Annotated in this window: 23 protein-coding genes; 8 read left to right on the top strand and 15 right to left on the bottom strand. The window is 38.1% G+C overall.

What is annotated here, in order from left to right:
• Positions 1–103: 103 nt before the first annotated feature.
• The 9 genes from C3945_RS09950 to C3945_RS09910 form a co-directional block, all read right to left on the bottom strand.
• Complete coding sequence (locus C3945_RS09950; protein ID WP_161879533.1) at positions 104–373, bottom strand: type B 50S ribosomal protein L31; 270 nt, start codon at positions 371–373, stop codon at positions 104–106.
• Positions 374–594: 221 nt separating this feature from the next.
• Positions 595–1851, bottom strand: coding sequence for a transcription termination factor Rho (gene rho / locus C3945_RS09945; RefSeq protein ID WP_161879532.1), 1257 nt, complete (start codon positions 1849–1851; stop codon positions 595–597).
• Positions 1851–3137 carry a UDP-N-acetylglucosamine 1-carboxyvinyltransferase gene (locus tag C3945_RS09940; RefSeq protein WP_161879531.1) on the bottom strand — a complete coding sequence of 429 codons (1287 nt, stop codon included), beginning with the start codon at positions 3135–3137 and terminating at the stop codon, positions 1851–1853. Before C3945_RS09940 ends, rho begins: the two co-directional genes overlap by 1 nt.
• 544 nt (positions 3138–3681) lie before the next feature.
• Positions 3682–4248 carry an NADPH-dependent FMN reductase gene (locus tag C3945_RS09935; RefSeq protein ID WP_161879530.1) on the bottom strand — a complete coding sequence of 189 codons (567 nt, stop codon included), beginning with the start codon at positions 4246–4248 and terminating at the stop codon, positions 3682–3684.
• 12 nt (positions 4249–4260) lie between these two features.
• On the bottom strand, positions 4261–5328 hold the full coding sequence (locus C3945_RS09930; RefSeq protein WP_202623344.1) for an LLM class flavin-dependent oxidoreductase: 1068 nt from the start codon (positions 5326–5328) through the stop codon (positions 4261–4263).
• 205 nt (positions 5329–5533) lie between these two features.
• Positions 5534–6391, bottom strand: coding sequence for a class II fructose-1,6-bisphosphate aldolase (gene fba / locus C3945_RS09925; protein ID WP_161879529.1), 858 nt, complete (start codon positions 6389–6391; stop codon positions 5534–5536).
• Positions 6392–6565: 174 nt separating this feature from the next.
• A complete protein-coding gene (locus tag C3945_RS09920; RefSeq protein WP_161879528.1) occupies positions 6566–6901 on the bottom strand; it encodes a type II toxin-antitoxin system PemK/MazF family toxin in 336 nt (111 codons plus the stop codon).
• The gene (mazE, locus tag C3945_RS09915) at positions 6898–7125 is read right to left on the bottom strand and encodes a type II toxin-antitoxin system PemI/MazE family antitoxin (RefSeq protein WP_161879527.1); all 228 of its coding nucleotides are present in this window, start codon (positions 7123–7125) and stop codon (positions 6898–6900) included. The genes C3945_RS09920 and mazE (C3945_RS09915) overlap by 4 nt, the downstream gene beginning before the upstream one ends.
• 312 nt (positions 7126–7437) lie before the next feature.
• On the bottom strand, positions 7438–8040 hold the full coding sequence (locus C3945_RS09910; RefSeq protein ID WP_161879526.1) for a hypothetical protein: 603 nt from the start codon (positions 8038–8040) through the stop codon (positions 7438–7440).
• A 575-nt stretch (positions 8041–8615) separates the two neighbouring features.
• Between C3945_RS09910 and C3945_RS11990 the strand changes: the two genes are divergently transcribed.
• Complete coding sequence (locus tag C3945_RS11990) at positions 8616–10073, top strand: DDE-type integrase/transposase/recombinase (protein WP_161879525.1); 1458 nt, start codon at positions 8616–8618, stop codon at positions 10071–10073.
• Positions 10074–10427: 354 nt separating this feature from the next.
• Here C3945_RS11990 and C3945_RS09900 read toward each other — a convergent pair whose 3' ends face one another.
• Positions 10428–11351 (bottom strand): cation diffusion facilitator family transporter, encoded by a 924-nt coding sequence (locus C3945_RS09900; protein ID WP_161879524.1) that lies wholly within the window; start codon positions 11349–11351, stop codon positions 10428–10430.
• A 23-nt stretch (positions 11352–11374) separates the two neighbouring features.
• Positions 11375–11689, bottom strand: a complete 315-nt coding sequence (locus C3945_RS09895; RefSeq protein ID WP_048728532.1) for an ArsR/SmtB family transcription factor — start codon at positions 11687–11689, stop codon at positions 11375–11377.
• Positions 11690–12047: 358 nt separating this feature from the next.
• On the opposite strand from C3945_RS09895, the gene C3945_RS09890 reads away from it, so the two are divergent.
• From C3945_RS09890 to C3945_RS09875, 4 genes are all read left to right on the top strand, one after another.
• Positions 12048–13991: a heavy metal translocating P-type ATPase gene (locus C3945_RS09890; RefSeq protein ID WP_161879523.1), complete on the top strand. Its 1944-nt coding sequence runs from the start codon at positions 12048–12050 to the stop codon at positions 13989–13991.
• 245 nt (positions 13992–14236) lie between these two features.
• The gene (locus C3945_RS09885; RefSeq protein WP_002316688.1) at positions 14237–14791 is read left to right on the top strand and encodes a recombinase family protein; all 555 of its coding nucleotides are present in this window, start codon (positions 14237–14239) and stop codon (positions 14789–14791) included.
• Positions 14792–14836: 45 nt separating this feature from the next.
• The gene (locus C3945_RS09880; RefSeq protein WP_002316689.1) at positions 14837–16285 is read left to right on the top strand and encodes a Mu transposase C-terminal domain-containing protein; all 1449 of its coding nucleotides are present in this window, start codon (positions 14837–14839) and stop codon (positions 16283–16285) included.
• On the top strand, positions 16278–17090 hold the full coding sequence (locus C3945_RS09875; RefSeq protein WP_002316690.1) for an AAA family ATPase: 813 nt from the start codon (positions 16278–16280) through the stop codon (positions 17088–17090). The genes C3945_RS09880 and C3945_RS09875 overlap by 8 nt, the downstream gene beginning before the upstream one ends.
• Before the next feature lie 49 nt (positions 17091–17139).
• On the opposite strand, the gene C3945_RS09870 is transcribed toward C3945_RS09875, so the two are convergent.
• The 4 genes from C3945_RS09870 to C3945_RS09855 form a co-directional block, all read right to left on the bottom strand.
• Positions 17140–17430, bottom strand: a complete 291-nt coding sequence (locus C3945_RS09870; RefSeq protein ID WP_161879522.1) for a type II toxin-antitoxin system PemK/MazF family toxin — start codon at positions 17428–17430, stop codon at positions 17140–17142.
• The gene (gene mazE, locus C3945_RS09865; RefSeq protein WP_161879521.1) at positions 17423–17656 is read right to left on the bottom strand and encodes a type II toxin-antitoxin system PemI/MazE family antitoxin; all 234 of its coding nucleotides are present in this window, start codon (positions 17654–17656) and stop codon (positions 17423–17425) included. The genes C3945_RS09870 and mazE (C3945_RS09865) overlap by 8 nt, the downstream gene beginning before the upstream one ends.
• Before the next feature lie 173 nt (positions 17657–17829).
• On the bottom strand, positions 17830–18435 hold the full coding sequence (rpoE, locus tag C3945_RS09860; protein ID WP_161879520.1) for a DNA-directed RNA polymerase subunit delta: 606 nt from the start codon (positions 18433–18435) through the stop codon (positions 17830–17832).
• Positions 18436–18499: 64 nt separating this feature from the next.
• A complete protein-coding gene (locus C3945_RS09855) occupies positions 18500–18940 on the bottom strand; it encodes a DUF1934 domain-containing protein (RefSeq protein ID WP_161879519.1) in 441 nt (146 codons plus the stop codon).
• Between the two features lie 483 nt (positions 18941–19423).
• Between C3945_RS09855 and C3945_RS09850 the strand changes: the two genes are divergently transcribed.
• The 3 genes from C3945_RS09850 (at position 19424) to yidA (ending at position 22544) form a co-directional block, all read left to right on the top strand.
• A complete protein-coding gene (locus tag C3945_RS09850) occupies positions 19424–20263 on the top strand; it encodes a lipoate--protein ligase family protein (RefSeq protein WP_161879518.1) in 840 nt (279 codons plus the stop codon).
• Positions 20264–20367: 104 nt separating this feature from the next.
• Positions 20368–21726 (top strand): HD domain-containing protein, encoded by a 1359-nt coding sequence (locus C3945_RS09845; protein ID WP_161879517.1) that lies wholly within the window; start codon positions 20368–20370, stop codon positions 21724–21726.
• On the top strand, positions 21723–22544 hold the full coding sequence (gene yidA, locus C3945_RS09840; protein WP_161879516.1) for a sugar-phosphatase: 822 nt from the start codon (positions 21723–21725) through the stop codon (positions 22542–22544). The genes C3945_RS09845 and yidA overlap by 4 nt, the downstream gene beginning before the upstream one ends.
• The last annotated feature ends 88 nt before the right edge of the window (positions 22545–22632 follow it).

The raw sequence follows: 22632 nt of genomic DNA, 5'->3' as shown, positions 1-22632 counted from the left end.
TTAAGATGTTTGTTTCGCCTTAGATATGTATGATTAGTAAGTATGTGACCTACACATTCTAAACCAAAAGAAAAAGCCCCGGAATCCGGGACTTTTAATTTTATTAAGCTTCTTCTTCTGCTTCTTCGTCTGCCAAACCGTATTTCTTGTTGAAACGGTCGATACGTCCGTCTGCTTGAGCAAACTTTTGACGTCCAGTATAGAACGGGTGAGAGTCAGATGAGATTTCCACACGAATAAGTGGGTACTCGTTTCCGTCTTCCCATTCTACTGTTTCGTTAGACGATTTAGTAGAACCAGTAATGAATTTATATCCTGTTGTCGTGTCCATGAAGACCACTTGACGATATTCTGGATGGATTCCTTGTTTCATAGTCTATTCACTCCTTAAATGATGCCATGAAATCTCTGCGATTCCATAGTTTTATTTTAATCAATCTGAGGATACATACTGAGTATCTGTCCTCTTTGATGTCGTTTTTTACGTTAGTGTGCAACATTGTATATAATAGCATATTTCATCCCATGATGCAATCTCTTTTGACTATTTTTAAAAATAATTATTGCTCTAAGAGACGACTTTTACCTACTCATCTATTGTTTTAATACTTTTTCTACAAAAGCGGAGTTTTTACCATAACGTTTCAACGTCTTAATAAACTGATCCGTGTATTCCAATGAATCATTACGCATGCCACGTCTCAATTTGTAAACTGCTTCGTATTCTTCTTTAGATAGAAGCATATCTTCTTTACGCGTACTGGACTTTTTGATGTCTATAGCTGGGAAGATACGTCTTTCTGCCAAATCTCTGGATAAATGCACTTCCATATTACCAGTTCCTTTGAACTCTTCGTAAATGACATCATCCATTCGACTTCCCGTATCGACTAAAGCTGTTGCGACAATAGTCATACTGCCGCCTTCTTCCACATTACGTGCCGAACCGAAGAATCGTTTCGGTCTATAAAGAGCAGCTGGATCGATACCCCCACTTAGGGTTCGTCCACTTGGCTGTTCAACCAAGTTATATGCACGGGCCAAACGAGTAATACTGTCCATTAAAATGACGACATCTTGCTTGTCTTCCACTAAACGCCGCGCTCTTTCCAATACCAATTCACTTACTTTGACGTGGTTTTGTGGTTGTTGGTCAAAGGTAGAGTGAACAACTTCTCCGTCAATACTGCGTTCCAAGTCCGTTACTTCTTCCGGACGCTCATCAATCAACAAAACGATTAATACGACATCAGGGTGATTTGTTTTAATCCCATTTGCTATTTCCTTGAGCAAAGTCGTTTTACCTACTTTTGGCGGTGCAACAATTAATCCACGTTGACCAAAACCGATAGGTGCAATCAAATCAATCATGCGAGCAGACAACTCACTGGACGTAGACTCCAAATTAATACGTCTGTCTGGATAAAGAGGCGTTAAAGCCGGGAAATGTGGTCGTTCTCTTGCTTCTTCAGGATCTTTCCCATTGACTAATCGCACACTCATTAATCCGTAATAGCGTTCGCCTTCTTTAGGTGGGCGCGCCGTCCCGGTAATTTTATCGCCATTTCTTAAGCCAAAACGAGTCATTTGAGACGCTGAAATATAAATGTCTTCATTACTGTGGGAATAGTTAATTGGACGTAAAAAGCCAAAGTCTTGATTGCCTACTTTGTCAAGCACGCCACTAACTTGAAAGTATCCCTGCTTTTCTTCCTGAGCACGAATGACAGCTAGTGACAATTCTTTTTTGTTCATTTGGCTGTAATAAGGAATGCCCAAACGTTTGGCATGTTCATAAATTTCTTTTAAAGTTTTGCCTTGCAATTCATCATATCTTAGTAGATTGGCCACTAGTTGTCCCCCTGCTCCTCTTCTCTGTCTTCCATATAAATATCGGCCCCCAGAGAAGTTAATTTGTCGATAATATTATCATACCCGCGCAATATATTATCTACGCCCCCAATAATTGTCTGCCCTTCAGCTATCAGTCCCGCTACGACCAAGCAAGCTCCGGCTCTCAAATCACTCGCTTTTACTTCAGCGCCTTCTAAATGGTGACCACCTTCTATAAGGATTACGTCACTTTCAACTCTTGCTTTAGCACCCATGCGATTTAACTCAGGGATATGGTTAATGCGTTTTGGATAAATGGTATCTACAATCATCGACTCCCCTTGGGCACTCATGAGAAGAGGCGTAAAGGGTTGTTGCAAGTCGGTTGCGAAACCAGGGTACGGTAATGTTTTTATCGACACGCCTTTAAGTGGTCGAGTCGGTTTAGTAATACGTACATAGTCTTCACCGATTTCAAGTGGCACGCCCATTTCTTCCATTTTAGCAATAACGCCTTCTAAATGTTCAACAATCACGTTATTAATGGTCACGTCTTTTCCTTTAGCCGCTGCCATAATAAGGTATGTTCCAGCTTCAATTCGGTCAGGAATGACTGTGTGGTGACATCCATGCATCTCTTCAACGCCATCAATTCGGATAACATCTGTTCCTGCTCCTCGAACTTTCGCGCCCATATTATTTAACAGAGTTGCTACATCAATTATTTCTGGCTCACGAGCAGCGTTTTCTATAATGGTACGCCCTTTAGCTTTAACAGCGGCAAGCATCACATTTATAGTCGCTCCAACTGAAACGACGTCGAAGTAGATACGGGCAGCTTTCATGCCATCTTCTTCAGTCTTCAAATACATCGCTCCCATTTCATTATCAACAGTTGCTCCCAGTGCACGGAAGCCCTTCAAATGTTGATCAATGGGACGTGGCCCTAAGAAACAGCCACCTGGAAGTCCAACAACCCCTTGGCCGAATTTAGTCAATAAGGCACCCATGAAATAATAAGAAGCCCTTAAACTTTTTATTTTACCGCTTGGCATAGGTACAGAAACCATTTCTGTTGGGTCAATCATTAGAGTCGTGCCTTCAAATGATGTTTTAACATTCATGTCATTTAGTATCTCAATAAGTGAATGCACATCAGAGATGTCTGGTACACCTTCCAATGTGACGGGTGAATCTGCTAAAATTGATGCAGGTATAAGGGCAACGGTACTGTTTTTTGCACCAGAGATGGTTACTTCGCCGGATAGGTCATTACCGCCATTGATAATTAATTTCTGTGTCATGTTATAATCCTCACTTTTGTTTTCGGGTAGTTTAGGTTGATTGATTGGTTTATAAAAATAGAGTTTGCCTTTCTAGGTAAACTGCGCCATCATTTTCTTTAATTTTTGGTTATCATGTCTGGTAAAGGTAAGTGATCGAAAGATACTAAAGAAGATGATTAAGACAAGGCGCTTAAGGATATTCCTATTATAACGCAGTAAATAAGAGGCAGGTTGTTTGGGAGAATAGTGACTCCCTACTGATTTTGGATAAAGTCACACTATAAAGTATACTGTGTTTTTACCGTAGGCAATTCTAAATAACAGTATAAACAATCCACCTTCGAAAAACAATGACTAATCGCTATCGACAAAGGATTGTCATCTTTTATACATACTGTAACACTAGTAACTATAACGGTTATTACTTTATTTATGAATAAACTATGCAAATGAATAGAATATAACTAAGCCCTATATAATAAAAATACGAACAGAAATCATTTAACAGTAGTGGATGTGTGAAACCCAGCTAAATGATAACCGTTCGTATTTTTATAAACAATCAAAAGCCATATTCTGCTTCTTTAGCCGAGCGAATGTCTTGATAGGTGCGTGCCAACACAATTGTATCTTCCACAAGGCGTTCGATTCTAAATAGTGCATCGTCGTTCACTATCGTTTTACGATAAAAATCTCGCTCGTCCATAAAGGCGAACGCTTGAACAACTTGTGCTTTCATGTAATTTAGTATTGGTTTTAGTTGCGTCTCTGCAATTAAATAGTGCCTCGTGGAACCTGCAGTGACTAGAATGCTGGCAACTTTATCTCTGAACCCATCTTGGGGCAACAAATCGAACACATTTTTCAAAGAACCTGGAATGGAAGCTTGAAAAATAGGCGTACCAATAATAATGGCATCAGCTTCCATTAGTATCTCCGCAACCTCTTTTGTATCACCGGTGTATTCGCGGTAATCACGTCCGTCACTGAATACTAACTCATAATCAGCTAAATCCACTAATGTGACGTCTTCATCGGGATAGTTTTCTTTTATGACTTGAAACGTGTGATCCATGGCTGTTCTTGTTTTTGAGCCAACTGTCGAACCGGAAAGGACGACTATATTCATTGTTTACCTCCTCTAATCTTTCTTTGCCGTGTATTTTTTAACTGCCGGTAATATGTCATTTCCAATCAACTCAATATTTCTCATAATCTTATCAAAAGGCACCCCACCAAAGTCTAGTTGAGCAATGTACCTTTGATGATTGAATTGTTCATGCTGGTAAAGGATTTTCTCAATAATCTCTTGTGCGCTACCGATATTAATCACACTTTCTTTGTGGGCGGCTTGAGCAAAGAGTTGTTTCGGGAATCCTCGTCCGTTCGTCACCTTCATGCCTTCGTTAATGTGTGGGTAATACTCGCGTTGAGCTTGTTGAGTGGAATCTGCCGCATAAAAGAAGCCAGCCGTTGCAACAGGGAAATCTTTCGGATCATAGCCTTGGTCCTCAAGAGTCATTCGATAAGCGTCAATTGGACGTTTGAAAACACTTGCTGTCCCTCCAAGCATGGCTTGATACATCGGAACCCCTTGGTAGGCTGCTTTCATTGCACTCGCTGTCGTTCCGCCAACTGCTCGCCAAATCGGTAAGGAGCCATTCTTTGGCCGCGGTAAAATATGCGCATCTTTAAGTGGTGCACGGAATTCACCTTCCCAATTGACGATTTCTTCTTCATTTAGTTTGAGTAGAAGTTCGAACTTTTCTTCGAACAGTTCTTCGTAATCTTGCAGATCGTAGCCTAGTAAATCGAACAAGCCAACTCTTGATGCACGCCCTGCTACAATTTCTGCTCGCCCATTTGACAAAAGGTCAAGCGTGGCGAAATCTTCAAATACCCTAACTGGGTCGGACGTACTGATAATTGTCGATGAACTACTTATTTTTATATTCTTTGTCGCCTGACTTATCGCTGCTAGTACAATAGAGTGGGCTTGGCTCGTAAAGTATTCCTGATGACTCTCCCCTACACTAATTAAATCGATCCCGGCATCATCCGCCAGCCTCGCCATCTCAATCATTTCATTCAGGCGTTGCTGTGCAGAAATACGTTCATTCGTGTGCGGATTGCTTAAGTGGTCCCCTAATGTGTATAGTCCAAATTCCAGTCCATTATCGGGATTCATTCGATATTTCTCCATTCCCATCTGCGTTCCCTCTTTCTTCTCAGTGATTGATGTTTCAATAGACTCAGTATTTAAATGACCTCCATTCGTAGTATACACTAACTAAAAGTAAGTGTATAGTGTTATAGTTACAAATAAAAAAAACACTCCTTCAAGCAACCGGTAGTCGCATGAAAGGAGTGCTTGTCAGATCAGAGTAATTCTTCTGACTGATTTATATAGTTAATTAAGCTTTGTTTGAAGAACCGAATTCTTTCATTTTAGCTCTTGTTGTTTCAGTGATGTTTTCTTTACCAGGTCCGATAATTTTACGTGGGTCGTAAACTGTCTCGTTGTTGGCAATGACTTCACGTGTACGTTTTGCCCATACTTGTTGCAACTCAGTGTTGACGTTGATTTTTGCATGACCGTATTCGATTGCTTTCTCGATTTGGTGAGTTGGGATACCTGAACCACCGTGTAGTACTAATGGAGCACCAGTTAATTCAGAAATTTCTTTCATTTCATCGAATCCAAGAACTGGTTCGCCTTCGTAATCACCGTGAACTGATCCAAGAGCAGCTGCTAAAGCGTCAATACCAGCTTCCTCTACCATACGTTTACATTCTTCTTTATCAGCATACATAACGCCACCGATAACGCCATCTTCTTCTCCACCAACTGTACCAATTTCAGCTTCTACTGAAGCGCCATTAGCGTGAGCATATTCAACCACTTTTTTAGTGAATGAAATGTTGTCTTCGATTGGGTCGTGAGAGTGGTCAATCATTACTGATGAGAATCCAGCATCGATTGCTTCTTTACATTTGTCAAAAGAAGAACCGTGGTCTAAGTGTAATGCTACAGGAACAGTGATATCCATTGTTTCAAGTAATGCATTAACCATAGCTGAAACGACTTTAAATCCGCCCATGTATTTAGCTGCTCCTTCAGAAACACCTAAAATAACTGGAGATTTTTCTTCTTGTGCTGCTTGTAGAATAGCTTGTGTCCATTCCAAGTTGTTGATGTTGAACTGGCCAACGGCATATTTACCTTCTAAAGCTTTGTTCAGCATATCTGTCATACTTACTAAACGACTCATGTGTATTGCCTCCTCGTAATTTTACGCACTTTTAACCAGAAAGTTGCCTTTCCGGTATCGTCTTTATTATATACAAAACTTCACAATAAAACTAGTATAAAATACTCATTTGGCGATGGTTCACCCATGAAAACGTTTTAAATAGCAGTAACCCATTATATAACTTTACTATAGCTAGAAAATCATTCCTATTTTTTCAATGGTTTCAATCCATTTAACTGATGAGAGCTTATCCGTATAAGCAATCTCTCGTGATCCGTAGTCTAGGGAACGGATTTGATGAGTTAAGATGGATCCTTCGACTGAATAATGCTGATCATCTAGCTTTACAACTGACGGATACTGTCTATCACTAGTTGTAATGGGACAGATAAGACAAAATCCCGTGACTTTATTAAAATGAGTATGACTAACAACTATTCCCGGTCTTCTTTTCTTTATCTCATGACCGGAGGATGGCGAGAAATTCAACCAAACAATGTCTCTTTGCTTAGGAATGTAGGCGTTCATTCTTCCATTCCTTCGCTTTTCATGTTACTCCACTCTCTATCTTCTTCTGTTATGGCGTAATCTTCCCAGCTTTCAGTACTTTCATATATATTATCTTTTTTTGGCGAGAGAATAATTTTATCATCTATTTTATAGACAGTGAATGTTTCATTGACTTCTATATCGATTCCTTTAGGAAGAATGACTCCTAATGAATTACCTATTTTTCTGACCTTTGTATCCATATAATCCCTGCTCTCTTTAGGTTATAACGTATTATAACACGCCTCGGAATCAGAGCCTATGTATAATGTCTTGATATTTAAAATTATTAAATTTCTTTCCATTTTTTCTAGCATTCTTTTTATCTCTTCGCTGTATCCTCCCCCTCAACAAGTCAGGTTTTCTACTTGAATACAGACCAATTTTTCTTTTAATAAGCCTAAAACCACTGTTGGATTAGCTGTTTATTGTTCACTATGTAGAAAATAATTTAATGTAAAAGGAAGCGTGCAAGATATTCTCTTAACTATCTTGCACGCTTTGTTCATTTACGGTTACTTGCTATACTCACTCAGGACGTCTTCTTTTATATCACTGTATTTATTGGCTTCACTGCTGGACAAGAAATCATAAGCTTTAATGTCTTCGTATGAAGAAAATGATGTAATGGACTGATTGGACACTTCTTTTTCTTCATGGTACTTGCCAAAGCCCATAAAATGAATCATCCATATGTCTTCGCCTGAGTCTGTCAGGAAGAAATAATACTCCTCTTCTGCTTCCAAGGGTACGTAATGGCCGACGGGTTCAATGCCTTCATCTGTTAATCTGTAGGGTTCCGCGACAAGTATGCGTTCAGAATCAGTCTCTCCTTCAAACACTTCTAACACGTCAACTTCAGTAATGGTTGACGTTAAATCACCCTCCTCCGTATACTCTCCAAAAGATTGTATGCCTAATACTTTTCCTTTTACAATTAAGTCTGCTTCCCTTTCAATCTGTTCCAAACTAGATGGGACTGGGTATGAAGCTGAAAGCTGAACGTCAGAGATCTTTTGGTCATCGTCCAGTGTTAAGTACTCATTTACAGAAGCGCTATCATTACATCCCGTTAAAAAGATTATTGCCAGACTTAACAAACTCACTACTTTTAACATATAAGCATTCTCCTATTCCCTATATAGAGTGGTTCGTGTCAATAGAAGCCCGACTGCTTGTAATAATGTCATTATAACTTATCTCCATATAAAACAATATACTTTTTTTGTATAACATGTATTGTTTTATTGGTGGTTAATAACTAATCAAGGCTATTCCCTGACTATAAAAAATGCCCACCCAAGAAGTTAGTTCCCTCTAAGGCAGGCATGGCTTAACTATAAGACTCTATCCAAAAAAAATATTGGTTTAATCTTCATTTTCAACCATGACGATTTATTCATAAATATAAAAAGATAGTTATTGCGTGAAAAATTAGTTTAGAATGGAAAGTTGAAATTCAAAAGAAAATGTTGAGCAATATTTAAAAACTCTTTTTCTTCTAAACGGCCTATAACTTCCACATTTCGATTCCCCTTTTTTGTGTAACGTATTTCCAAAAATTTTGTTTATTTTATAGTTTATTTCTTCGTTTATTGCTTGTAAATCAATCTTTTACACAAAAAAGCACCTCTCCCTCCCCTTTTTTGATAAAATGAAGTCGTCCAAACCCATTTAAAAGGAGAGAAAAGAGATGCCTAATCTACTTCAAATTATCATGTATTTAATTGAAAAAATCAAGTGGCAAGCACAATTAATAAATAAATTAAGTGATTATATTAATTGGCTTGAGGACGACACTGGTCGTCCGAGTAAAGGAACAGATATTACCAAGCTTGATTATAAGAAAATGACACTTGATGATCCACCTAAAATTGTAGAAATTGAGCGCCTTAATTACAAGGAACTCTTAAAAGAAGCTGAAGATGTTAGCAAACCTATAAAAAAAGTACGCCGACATAACTCATCTAGTGCCGTGCCCCAGTCTGTTCGTTGTCCCAAATGTGGCGCCCCACATGACTATCTCTACAAAAACAATGGGAATAAAGGGCAATACTTGTGCAAAGTATGTGATACCCGATTTCATGAAAAGAATCGTTTTTCTAAAGACATTCAGTTGTTCTGTCCACATTGCGAAAAACATCTGGATAAAATTAAAGAGCGGACTGAATTTGATATCTATAAATGTCGAAACAATCTCTGCCCTTACTACCAGCAAGAGCGAACTAACTTAACTGATAAGCAAAAAGAGCTTTTTGAAACATCTCCTTATTATTTTAAGCTACGTTATATTTACCGGTCTTTTCACTTAAATCTCGAAGACATTAAATCCTACGGATTAATCAAAGCGCCTGTTGATTTAGCAAAGATTCATGCGTCTCCTCGATTATTAGGGGAAATCCTTACGCTTCATGTGAACTATGGGTTGCCAGCCCCAAAAGTAGCCGCTTTACTTTATGACCTTCACGGTGTGAAGATCAGTCGCCAAACGGTCTTAAACTATGCTTCAGCAGCAGGTGCGCAACTCTTACCTCTCACTCAAGATTATCCTTACGAGCTATCAAATGAGATTTGTGGAGATGAGACTTATATACGCGTCAAAGGAAAGTGGAACTATATCTGTTATTTCTTTGATGCTAAAAAGAAAATTATCTTATCCCAACGTTTATCAGCTAAGCGCAATACCGAGTTGGCGATAATGGCTGTTCACGATGTGCTGTCTCATTACGCCTTAGAAGGCGTACCAGAAGATTTGAACCTCGTCGTTGATGGTAATCCCATTTACAAATTAGCTCAACATTATCTATCCCAACACGGTTTTCAGTTTGATGTGACACAAGTCATTGGATTAACCAACGAAGACGATGTCTCAAAAGAATACCGTCCCCTTAAACAAATAATCGAACGATTAAACCGTACATACAAAGGGAATTATCGAGGAACACACGGTTTCAAATCACAAAACGGTGCACGAGCCCATATCGCCTGTTTTACGGCTTGTTTCAATTTTTTAAGACCTCATCAAGCATTAGACAATGAAGTTCCTGTTCGGATTCCTTATGTTCATGACGGTGTTGAAAATATGCCTGACAAATGGATTCGGTTATTAAACTTAGGGAATGGTCTCCTTAAAAGCACCTCAGCTGAATAAAGGTTACTTTACTTAACCAACTTGTTTAAAAAAGCTAAAACAGGAGGGGCTTTTTGTGTTATCCATTTTTAAAATTCAGATTCTTTTCTTCGCTTAATTCCGCTTGAAAACTTTCAAAAAACATCTTTGTCATTTAAAAAAGTATCCTATTTGGGAATATCATACCTTCGAACAGGAATAATCTGATTTTTCATAGAACTTTTGGCATTACCTTGTGTAATCTGTAAATTGTAATTTTATTTTGCATTAAATTTAAGGGGTGCTTTGCACTAATAAATCGAGTAGGAGACTAGCCATTAATTGACTAGTCTCCTACTCGATTTAAAATAGTCCTTTTTTCAATATATAAATACTTTAACTGCCATAAGCATACCCTTTTTCCAGTTCGTCTTTACTTGTAGTTATTTCTATTGTGATATGATCCTTTACACCCGATGTATGGGCAAGCTCTGCAATTTCTTCTTTGATTTCCCTAGTCTTGTTTATATCGGAAGAGTCTATAAGAACCGTAACGATAAGGGCATTTTCTTCTCCGTCCAGTGACCAAATGTGAAAATGAGAGAGGTCCTTTACAGCAGGAATATTGTTAATGGAGTTCGCCAGGTTCTCTACGTTTACATTTTCCGGCGAACCGTTCAATAAAATTTTCATTGTACTGAAAAATTCAGGTACAGTTTTATAGAGGATATAGAGTGCTATCAAAATCGATAAGATTGGATCCAATCGATAAGCCTCGGTAAAGTTCATTACGATACTCACAACCAAGACCCCAATCCACCCTAATACATCTTCTAGCATATGCAGGTTCAACATGCCTTCGTTTTTAGATGACCCTTTGCTTAGAATCCAAGCCGCATATCCATTCAATCCAATAGCCACGAGTGAAAGCCAAAACATGCCACTGTAATTAACCGGTTGCGGATCAATCAAACGTGGGATACTTCGGTAAATCATAAAAAATGAGCCGCCGATCAGTACTACTCCAGTTATCAACGCCCCTAATAATGAAAAGCGGTTATAACCAAAAGTGAACTGTTCATCTTGCTGCTTTTCTGAGTACCCCTGGAAAAACCAAGCGAATCCAATAGAAATGGAATCTCCTAAATCATGAACGGCGTCGGACATAATTGACACACTATTGAAAAGAGACCCAAAGAAAAATTCAATCATGGAAAAAATAAAGTTGATGAAAAAAGCAATTTTAATATTCTTATTCGGTTGATTTTGGTGCGAGTGATTTTCTTGTTTCTCTGACTTTGAAATTTTAAAAACCTCCATTTAGTTTTATACCTTATTAGCTTTTATTGTTCTTGTTCATTGATATGAGTTAAGACTTGTTCGAGAATACTGAAAACATGAAGATCATCAAGACTGTAAACCATGCTTTTCCCTTCTCTTCTTGCCTTCACTAAACGTGAATCTTTCAATATTTTTAGTTGGTGTGAAATCGCGGACTGTTCCATATCCAATGCAAGCACAATGTTTCCAACACTGAGCTCTTCTTTCTGTAAAAGAAAGAGAATTGACAAGCGTGTAGGGTCACTAATCACTTTGAATACTTTGCTTATTGATTGGATCTTCTCTTTATTGATTGGCGAAGTTGTTGATGTATCCATATGCTCTTATTCCTCTCACATGATTTTCCATTCATATATATAATACCACATGAGTAAAACGATGCTAGTTTTTTGTTTATAGACAAAATTAAGACTTTTGTATCAGCAATAGTAGTCCATTTGAATAAGAAGCATCTTGTCTTGACAAAACTCATACAGTGAGTTAATATGATTTTGTAAACATATGATTTGTTATTCATATGTAAAGCGTAAAGATTCCGATTTACATATGGGACAACTGAAAGGAGTCAGAGACAATGGAAATTACATGAATACTTCTCTTCTTTTAGTGGGAATTTGTGTGATTTAATAAGTAAATGAATGGAAATCAAAGGAATTATATAGGAAGGTGATAAAAATGGAAACTATCGAAGAAAAACAATCTCAAGAAAAACATAATCACAACCACGACCATGACCATGAACACGGAAAAATGCCAATCGTTTTATACTTTATTGGTTTAGCCTTAGCGGTGATCGCTTTATTTTTGAATGAAGATTATCAGTTAATGCGAAATATTTTATTCTCAATCGCTACAATCAGTGCAGGATATCATGTCATTATTCTTGAAGGCCTTGGAGAAACAATCGAGAACTCCAAAGTTCAAAAAAAGTTCATGCCCAACTCTCACATTTTGATGGGATTAGCGGCCATTGGCGCTTCTTTAATGGGGAATTTTTGGGAAGGTACATTATTGATTCTTATTTTTTCTGGTGCACATTTTTTGGAAGATTATGCAGAAGGAAGAAGTAAACGAGAAATCACGAAATTACTCGAAATGAATCCAACGACTGCCCGGTTAATCCAGCCTGATGGCAGTACAAAAAATGTTGACGTCAGTGAATTAAAAGTGGGAGATCAACTTCAAGTATTGAATGGCGATCAAGTCCCCATTGATGGCGTCATTTTGTCAGGCTCTACGTCCATTGATGAGTCATCTATTAATGGAGAAAGTATCCCAAAAGAGAAGTCCAAAGGAGACGACGTTTTCGGAAGTACAATCAATGGAACAGGTACTTTCACAATGGAAGTCACTAAAGAAAATAAAGATACAGTATTTTCAAAAATTTTACAGTTAGTAAACCAGAACCAAGACAACCAAACAAAAGCTGCGAGTATAATCCAAAAATTTGAACCGAAATACGTTACAGTTGTTTTAATTGCCATTCCGTTATTCATGTTATTGGCTCCTTTTCTCCTAGACTGGACATGGTCACAAAGTATCTATAGAGGATTGGTCCTTTTAGTGGCAGCTTCACCCTGTGCTTTAGCAGCGGCTACTGTATCGGTAACTTTATCGACGACTTCTAACTTGGCCAAAAAAGGCGTCCTTTCAAAAGGTAGTTCTTACCTGTCTCAATTAGCCGATACTCAAGCCATTGCATTTGACAAGACAGGAACCTTGACTAAAGGAAAACCTGAAGTAACCAATTACTATTTTGCTGATTCCGTGAACGAAGAAAACATGATTGATATCGTAGTAGCTCTTGAAAAAGAATCCAATCACCCTTTAGCAGATGCTATTCTAAGAAAGTTTGAGCAAAAAAATAAACTAACTATCGAAGTAGAAAACCAGATCGGCAAAGGATTGACAGGAGATTACAAAGGGAGAAATTATCGTATAGGAAAACCGACTTCGTTTGACGATGTTTCAGATGAATATAGTCGTTTAAATAATGAATGGTCGTCAGAAGGTAAGACGGTCGTATACGTAGCAGTAGATGAGGCTGTTATAGGTCTTATTGCCCTCATGGATGTTCCGAGTGAGCATGCAAAAGAAACCATTGATTATTTCAGAGAACAAGGCATACACACCACATTAATTACTGGTGACTCAGAAATGACGGGTAAAGCAGTCGCTAAACAATTAGGAATAGATGAAGTGATTGCGAATGTCATGCCGGAAGACAAATCCAGAATTATAGACGAACAAAAAGAAAAATACGGTGTAGTTACCATGGTTGGAGACGGAGTGAATGATGCCCCCGCTCTCGTAAACGCAGATGTGGGAATCGCTATGGGAGATGGGACCGATGTGGCAGTAGAGGTATCGGATTTAGTTTTAATGCAAAACGATTTATCCAAATTGGTACAATCTCATAATATATCTACGAAAATGAATCGTGTCATTTGGCAGAATGTTATTTTTTCAATGGCCGTTGTTGCCTTTTTAGTTGTCGTTAGTTTCTTAGGCTTAACGGATATTGCAATCAGTGTCATTATTCATGAAGGAAGTACATTGGTTGTTATTCTGAATGGGCTTCGATTGTTAAGGTCTAATTCTAAGCCTATCAAAAATTAATAACCTGTTTCAAATATTAACTAATTCTCGTTTTCATATGCCTCTGAAGTTTTGGAAACTTTAGAGGCATATTTTTATAAATCAGTTAGTATCAAAAACAATCGATTATGGGAAGATTTTAAATAACAACTTTTATAGACTAGAAGAAGGGTTTTTTAGTGCCAAAACTTTGCTCTTTATCTACGTATCTTTACCCACCCTTTATGATACAATTGAGAAAATCAAAATAGAGAAGGAAGAGGATTATGAGTGGGTATATATATGGGTATGCAAGGGTAAGTACACGATCACAAGAATTGTCTCGTCAGTTGGATTTGCTCAATGAACATAACTGCAACGAAATACTGACCGAAAAAATGACGGGAACCAAAGCTAACCGTCCGCAATTAAATCGGCTGAAAGATAAATTGCGTCCAGATGATACAGTTATCGTGGAAAGCTTCTCTCGTTTGGGGCGCAGCACAAAAGATTTAATTGATCTTGTAAATTACTTTGAAGAACATAATGTAAAGTTGATCAGCTTAAAAGAGAATTTTGATACGGTCACTCCCCAAGGGCGACTTATGATGACTGTGTTTCAAGCATTTAGTCAATTTGAACGAGATTTGATTGTTGAACGCACAAAAGAAGGTTTAAAAAGTGCTCGAGCTAGAGGGCGAAAAGGCGGGCGTCCTCCTGTGAACCAACGAGATATTGAACGAGCAATAAAATTGTACAAAAGTGAGGAATATAGTGTGAAAGAAATTGTTGAGATGACAGGAATCAGCAAGTCAACGCTTTATCGTTACTTGGATAAATAAAAATTGACGATTAATTTTATTTAATCGTGGGAAAGAGGTGTTCTCATGAACCAAGAACTTCCTCCATTAACTTCATATTCAGAAGAACTACGACAAAATGCGATGGATAAATATCAAGTGATTGCCCCTTATCTTAAGCATGAAGAAAGTTTGAGTAATATTGCTGAAGAATCAGGGGTTCCAAAAAGAACTTTATACCATTGGGTAAATCAATATCAACAATCAGGGTTGAAAGGATTGATCCGAAGAAAGCGCTCGGATTCAGGAAGCTTTAAAGTAGAAGAAAATGTACAAGAAGAAATTAAAAAGCTTATATTTGAAAACAAAAAAAACACCTTAACTTCTATTCATCGGAAAGTCTGTAAAATTTGTAAAAAGAAAAATTGGGCCCCGCCTAGTTACAATCAAGTATATGCGATTGCTAAAAATCTGTCGCCACAATTAAAGGAACTTGCTCATAAAGGAAAAAAAGAATATCAAAATAATTATGATTTGGTTTATCGTCGTGAGTCTTATTATCCCAATGAAATATGGCAGGCTGACCACACTCCCTTGGATATCCTTGTTTTAAACGAAAAAGGAAAGCCTGAGAGGCCATGGTTAACAATTATTTTAGATGATTATAGCCGAGCAGTTGCAGGGTATTTCCTTAGTTTTCAAGCTCCTTCTGCTATTCAAACTTCTTTAGTTTTACACCAAGCAATATGGAAAAAAAGCAACTCTGATTGGCAAATATGTGGTATACCTGAAACTTTCTATACCGATCACGGAAGTGATTTCACTTCAAATCATTTGGAGCAAGTCGCAATTGATTTAAAAATCAATCTTATTTTTTCTACGGTAGGTATGCCAAGAGGACGGGGGAAAATAGAACGTTTCTTTTTAACAATTAATCAATTATTTTTGCAAGATTTACCAGGTTACATTGGGAATCAAAATACTTTAAATCTTCTTACGATAAAAGAGCTTGATGAGAAATTAGCGCATTTTATTATATATGACTATCACCATAGAGTGCATGGCACTACAAAACAGGAACCTATAAAGATGTGGAATAATTCAGGATTTCTTCCTCATCAACCAGATAGTCTAGAAAGTTTAGATTTATTGTTATTAAATGTTGGAAAGCCAAGAAAAGTTCATTCTGATGGAATTCACTTCCAAGGTTTAAGATATATTGACACCAATTTAGCAGCTTATGTAGGTGAAACTGTTATCATTCGATATGATCCAAGAGATATTGCTGAGATTCGTGTATTTTACAAAGACCAATATTTATGTACGGCAATTTCTCCTGAAATTTCTGATTACGAAGTCGATTTAAAAGAGATTGTTGCGGCACGTAATAAAGCACGGAAAAACCTTGAAAATCAGCTCCATTCTGGAAATAATATTGCGGAAGAACTTATTTCATCTAAGCAGAAAGAGTTAGATAATCCTGTAAACAAAAAAGATTCTAAGAAGTCAAAAATTAAGAGGTATTACAATGAATAAAACACCCTATTTTATTGAAACAAAAGAATATAAACGCTTTGTAGAATTTTGTCAGGCATGTATCAAATACAAATATATCGGAATTTGTTATGGATTACCCGGAGTTGGGAAAACTTTATCCGCTAAGCAATATTCAAATTGGAATTGGGTCGAAAAACAAATTGATTACAAAAAATCGGAAGAAATCGGAATGAATGCAGATGAAAAAATCCTTGAAGCGAAAACAATATTTTACACCGCTCCAGCCATACGGGCGACTAAAATGACGAATGAAATCGATATGATCGGTGGTAAAATGGGTATGGTTAAAAGTATGTATAGAGTTCTTCAGTTAGGAGCAGAAGAAAAATACTCAACGAATGTGTATGAAGAAATTGATCTCATTATTATTGATGAAATAGATCGATTAAAAGTACAGCATTTAGAACAATTAAGAGATATTTATGACCAAAAAGATGTGGCTATGATCTTTATTGGAATGCCGGGTATAGAAAAGCGATTGGCTCGTTATCCTCAACTCTACTCGAGAATAGGTTTTGCCCATGAATTTGACAGATTGAGTAAAGACGAGATCCACCATATTCTGGAATACAAATGGGAAGAGTTAGGATTATCTGTCCAACTGGAAGATTTTGCTAATTATGAAGCTGTCACTAGTATTATTAAAATTACCAGTGGAAACTTTCGACTTATCCAAAGACTTTTCACCCAAATCGAAAGAATATTAGAAATCAATAACCTTGAAACTATCACGACAGAAGTAGTGGAAGCTGCACGAGATAGTTTAGTCATTGGAGTAAAATAAGTAATAAAAAGGACTATTTCATTTAGCGAAATAGTCTTTTTTTGTTCTATTAGTGCAACATAGCGCTTGAAGTTAGTGCGAAATAAAACCATAATTTACAGTAATCTAACGAATAAACTTGTTTAGTGTTCACTTTGCTTTGTTCATTAAGCACTTCACTAGTAATTGAAATAAAATAGGGCCTTAATTTATTTGTTGATGTAATAGGACAAACAATAATTAAGTTTGAAGAGTGGTTATATTCATCTCGGCTCATGACTATAGCCGGTCTCCTTTTTCGGATTTCACTGCCTTTTGATGGCTCAAAATCTATGGTTACAATATCTCTTTGCTTAATCATTTAACTCTTGCCCTTTAGGTGAGTAGTTTGTAGCAAATTCATCTTCTTTATCAACATATTCTCCTTCTTCAGCATCTAAAAAGAAGTCTTCTACTTTCGGAATCAACGAAATAATCCCTTTACTGTCTTTATAATAGTAATATTCTTGGCCTGCTTCTACACCGAGTTTACTAGATAGAGTGACCATTATAGAATTTCCTTGTTTTCTAGCTTTTACAGTATCCATACTATACCACCTCTTATCAATAAGTTTACATGTTGCACCACGTAATTACAAGTATTGACTATGCCGATTAACTCATCCATTTTACTTTACACTTTCCATAAATAACAAACAGACCTTTTCCAGAACTATCTCAGGAAAAGGTCTCTTATTTATCTGGTTAATTGAGCCGAAGTTTACTCCTCTTCGTCTTCTTCTAACACTTCTTCGTCGTCTACAATTGTTAAGCCTTCGAGTTCTTCATCCTCTTCGTCTTCTCCGAGGTCTTCAAGATCAGCTTTGTATTCGCCCAAGTCTTCTGCATCTTCTTCGTCTACCATGACTCCGTGTTCGTCTACAGGGACGCGCGCACCGTATTCGATTTCGTCATCGTCTTCTTCATCTTCTTCGTCTAACTCTTCAGCGCCCAACTCTTCTTCCAGTTCCTCTTCGAACTCGTCGTCAAATGCAGCTTTACGGCGGCGTTTTCTACGGCGAGGTCTTTCATCTTCTGCATCATTATCATGTGTGATTTCTTCATCAATGGAGTCGATCGGGTACCAGCTACGCATGCCCCAACGGTTATCTCCGAGGGAAATAAAGCGGCCGTCTACATTTAAATCAGTATAAAACTGAGCCATTTCGCTCTCTAAATCTCCGTCTTCCATTTCTAAATACTCAGCTGTTTCAGCCAACAGATCGTTGAAATCCATGACTTCTCCAGTCGTTTCTAAAATGGCATAAGCCACGTCTACCATGGCTAATTCTTGTTTTGCTTGTCCTTCGAATTGATTTAATTCCACGACTTATACGCCCTCTCTTTAATCAGTCTACTTGTTTATATCATAACCTATTTATCCTACACGATTATGTGGTAAAACGCAATCGCATTTGATAGTCTCCAAGCTTTTGCTCGTGGAGATACAGCGCGTAATCAACCCACACTCTTCCGGCAAAGGGACGATCGTAATAACTGACCCTTAAATTTTCCGTGACGACTTGTAACGGGAATATTCCGGCAGGGGTTTTATAATTAGTTTCTGTACTGTTATCACTATCAAATGCCAATCGCATGGTCTGTTCTCCTCTACGGATTAAATTGACCATACCATCCGGATTAATCTTCACTGTCACAGGTACATTTTCTTCAGGATGAGACTCTTCAAATCGTATATAATAACTATTGTTCATGTAAACGACTCTACCTGTTTCCTGAAACGAATGATGATGCGTTTCTCCATTTTGTACATAGGATGTTTCCATCGTCACTTCAGCTGGCAGTCCGTTTGTTAATTTTTTTGAAGGCACAATCGCTACTCCTTCCTTTTCTATAAATCTATTTTCTTTCCTTTATAGTTTATCATAAATGCCATTGAAGGTCTCATATGATATTTTTCAAAAATCCTAATAGTTGCCTTTTTCTCAAATAATGGTACACTTTAACTACCTTAAAGGTAAATATGAACTATTATATAAACATGTTTTAAAGAAGTTTATTCATACTGGCGCAACTATGGAGTTGTAAGGATGCAATAGAGGTAGGGATTGCATTGTTTAAATGAGAAACACAGTTATATCGATACAAATAGGAATTAGGAATCATTCGCTTTAAAAATATTTACTTTTTAAATAAAAAGCCGCTCATATGAGCGGCTTTTGTCAATTCTAGCGACACTATAAAATCTGTCGTTCAATTTAAAGTCTCGCACTCCTTTTTCAGCAACAGTTTGCTATACTAGAGATACTTAAAAGCTAAGACTAGCTATTTACTTATATGAAGGACGGACAACTATGACAGATTCTCTCTCTTTTTTAGATGCTTTGCATTCTCCAATTGAATTATTTGATGACTTACCCGACCCGTACACTCAGCACACGTTTTCCCCTTTCGCCTTAACAGATGCCTTTATTAAAGAAGCTGGCGAAACGAAGAAGACCATCCTACACTTTTGGACCACACCGCCTTTAATTATTCTAGGCATGATGGACACCAAGTTACCTTTTTTAACTGATGCCCTTTCGGTTTTTAAAGACCATGGCTACCCTTATATGGTTCGTAATTCCGGTGGTCTAGGGATTGTGAGTGACGACGGCATCTTAAATCTCTCCCTTATTTTTCCTGAAGAAGATACGCGTCTACCCATTAATGATGCGTATTCCCGTATGCATGACTTAATCCAGGTCGCTTTTGAGTCTTTCGGACAGTCGATTGATGCTTATGAAGTGAGTGATTCTTACTGCCCTGGTGAGTATGACTTGAGTATTAACGGTAGAAAAATTGCTGGGATTGCTCAACGGCGCATCCGCGGCGGTATTGCCGTCATGATTTACCTAAGTGTTTATGCCGATCAGCGCAAACGGGCAGAGATGATTCGAACGTTTTATGATAAAGGCCTGCAGGACCAAGAGACTAAATGGGATTTTCCAACGGTCCGTCCCGAGTCGATGACCACTTTGACAGAAGCTTTGGGCCAGTCGTTTTCAATTGATGATGTCAAAGCACGCATCTTAAACGTTTTTACTGATGCCGGTTTACTTATTGAACCCGCTACTATCAGCGAGACCATTCATACGGCTTACACCGAGGGAATGGAAAAAATGATTACCCGTAATGAAAAAATGCTTCCCTAACCTCCCCATCGTGCTGATGGTCAATGAAAGGAGTTCTTTTTACGAGACACAGCACCTTATAAATGAGCACCTTCATTTGTAAGCATTTGTAAAAAGAGTGATCGATGCATCCATTATCATTTGAAGAAAGTGATCGTCTTCCTATTGAGAAAGTCTTTAGGGACCCTGTTCACGACTATATTCATATTCGCCACAAACTTATTTTGGACTTAATTGATACTAAAGAGTTTCAACGCCTACGCCGCATTAAACAATTAGGAACTGCTCAATATATTTTCCATGGTGCGGAACATTCCCGCTTTTCTCATTCCCTCGGGGTTTATGAAATTACACGCAAAATTGTCGACATGTTTGAACGCAATTACCCGGAGGAATGGGATGCGTCCATGCGCTTAGTTACTTTGTGTGCGGCCTTACTCCATGACGTCGGGCACGGTCCTTTTTCACATACCTTTGAAAAGCTATTCGGAACGGATCACGAAGAGATTACGACAGATATTATCTTGTCTGACGAAACCGAAATCAATGCCGTGTTGAAACGAGTGTCACTCGATTTTCCTAATCAAGTGGCTAGCGTCATTACTAAGCAGCATACTAACCCCCAAGTCGTCCAATTAATATCCAGTCAAATCGATGCTGACCGAATGGACTATCTGCAGCGAGACGCCTTTTTCACTGGTGCGACGTATGGAGCGTTCGATTTATCACGTATTCTCCGCGTGATTCGGCCTTATGAAGGGGGCATCGCCTTTCAGTATCAAGGCATGCACGCTGTTGAAGATTATGTCGTCAGCCGTTTCCAAATGTACATGCAAGTTTATTTTCACCCTGTTTCTAGAGGGATGGAAGTGACACTAGACCGGCTCTTGTATAGAGCGAAACAGTTGTATCAACAGGATAACTTGTATCCGACCTTTCCACTTTTAGATCCTTTTTTCAATGAGACCCCTACGTTGACTGACTACTTGAACTTAGATGACGGGGTTCTATTGACAGCGATTATTCAGTGGTGTGACAGTAAAGATGCGTATTTAAGCGAATTATCCAACATGTTTTTGAACCGTAAACCACTGAAGTCAGTGACTTACCAAAAAGATCAGGACGAAGACCTTGTCGAAACCCTGCGTTCAATCGTTGGCAAATTGACTTACGATAAAGATTTATTTACAATGACTCACAGCAGTTCCGATTTGCCTTATGATTACAAACTAAAAAGCAAGACCCCTATTTTATTGATGCACCCAGACGGGACACTGGTTGAATTGAGTGAAGCCAGTCCAGTTGTTCGGACTCTTGGCGGACGCCTTCAAGGAGATGACCGCTTATTTGTTCCAAAAGAATTTTTAGAAGACAAACAAACACATATTAATATGTTTCAAGATGAGTATGACGATTTTCAGCGCTATATTTTAAATGGTGCGATTATTCGTCCCACTCCGATTGATGAAGGAGCAGATGAATGACGATTAAGTTAATTGCAATTGATATAGATGGTACCTTATTAAATGATGACAAAAAGTGGACGGAAAAAGGGAAAGAAGCTATCCACGCAGCCAAAAAGGCAGGGATTCAAGTTGTTTTATGTACTGGCCGGCCCTTTCCTGGAGTCACTGATTACCTAAAGGAACTTGAATTCACCCACGAAGATGATTATGTCATCACGTATAATGGGGCTCTGGTTCAAAAAGTTGCCTCTGAAGAGATTCTTGCTGAGTATACAATGACCCACGAGGATTATCTTGTCTTGCAAGAAGCCGCATCGACTGCCGGAACTCATTTTCATGCCATTATAAACGAAGGTATCTTTACACCTAATAAGGATATCAGTATGTATTCTGTTAGAGAATCGTTCTTAATCAACATTCCTTTGTTTTACCATGAGCCAAAAGAAATGGACCCGTCAACTCATTACAATAAAATGATGATGATTGACCATCCTTCTGTCTTGGAAGAGGCTATTTCCCGTTTGCCGAAGCATCTTTGGGATGACTATACTGTTTTGCGAAGCGAGCCATTTTTCCTTGAATTTGTCAACAAACAAGCGAGCAAAGGGATGGCAGTGAAAGCATTAGCCGAACGGTTGGGCTATTCATCGAGTGAAGTGATGGCTATTGGGGACGGTGGCAACGACGTGGACATGGTCGGCTATGCTGGTATAGGTATCGCTATGGAAAATGCAACGGATGATGTCAAAGCTGTCTCAGATATTGTGACAAAATCCAATAACGAAGACGGCGTGGCTCATGCTATCTTTACCTATGCTTTAAACCAGAATAGATAAAACAATAGAGGGGCTGGGAAATAACTAGCTGAATTGGAAAACACCGTCAAATCTAGGAAGAATGATCCTTGATTTGACGGTGTTTTTA

Origin of the sequence: Alkalibacterium sp. MB6 (assembly GCF_009935905.1) — a bacterium.
Taxonomy (GTDB): domain Bacteria; phylum Bacillota; class Bacilli; order Lactobacillales; family Carnobacteriaceae_A; genus Alkalibacterium.
The sequence above is the reverse complement of the archived record's forward strand: the minus strand, read 5'-3'. Positions and strand labels throughout refer to the sequence as shown.

Bases quoted from the DNA above. Each gene is read 5' to 3' on its own strand.
- C3945_RS09950 (WP_161879533.1), bottom strand. From the start codon at position 373: ATGAAACAAGGAATCCATCCAGAATATCGTCAAGTGGTCTTCATGGAC.
- C3945_RS09940 (WP_161879531.1), bottom strand. From the start codon at position 3,137: ATGACACAGAAATTAATTATCAATGGCGGTAATGACCTATCCGGCGAA.
- C3945_RS09935 (WP_161879530.1), bottom strand. From the start codon at position 4,248: ATGAATATAGTCGTCCTTTCCGGTTCGACAGTTGGCTCAAAAACAAGA.
- C3945_RS09930 (WP_202623344.1), bottom strand. From the start codon at position 5,328: ATGGGAATGGAGAAATATCGAATGAATCCCGATAATGGACTGGAATTT.
- fba (WP_161879529.1), bottom strand. From the start codon at position 6,391: ATGAGTCGTTTAGTAAGTATGACAGATATGCTGAACAAAGCTTTAGAA.
- C3945_RS09920 (WP_161879528.1), bottom strand. From the start codon at position 6,901: ATGAACGCCTACATTCCTAAGCAAAGAGACATTGTTTGGTTGAATTTC.
- mazE (WP_161879527.1), bottom strand. From the start codon at position 7,125: ATGGATACAAAGGTCAGAAAAATAGGTAATTCATTAGGAGTCATTCTT.
- C3945_RS09910 (WP_161879526.1), bottom strand. From the start codon at position 8,040: ATGTTAAAAGTAGTGAGTTTGTTAAGTCTGGCAATAATCTTTTTAACG.
- C3945_RS11990 (WP_161879525.1), top strand. From the start codon at position 8,616: ATGCCTAATCTACTTCAAATTATCATGTATTTAATTGAAAAAATCAAG.
- C3945_RS09900 (WP_161879524.1), bottom strand. From the start codon at position 11,351: ATGGAGGTTTTTAAAATTTCAAAGTCAGAGAAACAAGAAAATCACTCG.
- C3945_RS09895 (WP_048728532.1), bottom strand. From the start codon at position 11,689: ATGGATACATCAACAACTTCGCCAATCAATAAAGAGAAGATCCAATCA.
- C3945_RS09890 (WP_161879523.1), top strand. From the start codon at position 12,048: ATGGAAACTATCGAAGAAAAACAATCTCAAGAAAAACATAATCACAAC.
- C3945_RS09885 (WP_002316688.1), top strand. From the start codon at position 14,237: ATGAGTGGGTATATATATGGGTATGCAAGGGTAAGTACACGATCACAA.
- C3945_RS09880 (WP_002316689.1), top strand. From the start codon at position 14,837: ATGAACCAAGAACTTCCTCCATTAACTTCATATTCAGAAGAACTACGA.
- C3945_RS09875 (WP_002316690.1), top strand. From the start codon at position 16,278: ATGAATAAAACACCCTATTTTATTGAAACAAAAGAATATAAACGCTTT.
- C3945_RS09870 (WP_161879522.1), bottom strand. From the start codon at position 17,430: ATGATTAAGCAAAGAGATATTGTAACCATAGATTTTGAGCCATCAAAA.
- mazE (WP_161879521.1), bottom strand. From the start codon at position 17,656: ATGGATACTGTAAAAGCTAGAAAACAAGGAAATTCTATAATGGTCACT.
- C3945_RS09850 (WP_161879518.1), top strand. From the start codon at position 19,424: ATGACAGATTCTCTCTCTTTTTTAGATGCTTTGCATTCTCCAATTGAA.
- C3945_RS09845 (WP_161879517.1), top strand. From the start codon at position 20,368: ATGCATCCATTATCATTTGAAGAAAGTGATCGTCTTCCTATTGAGAAA.
- yidA (WP_161879516.1), top strand. From the start codon at position 21,723: ATGACGATTAAGTTAATTGCAATTGATATAGATGGTACCTTATTAAAT.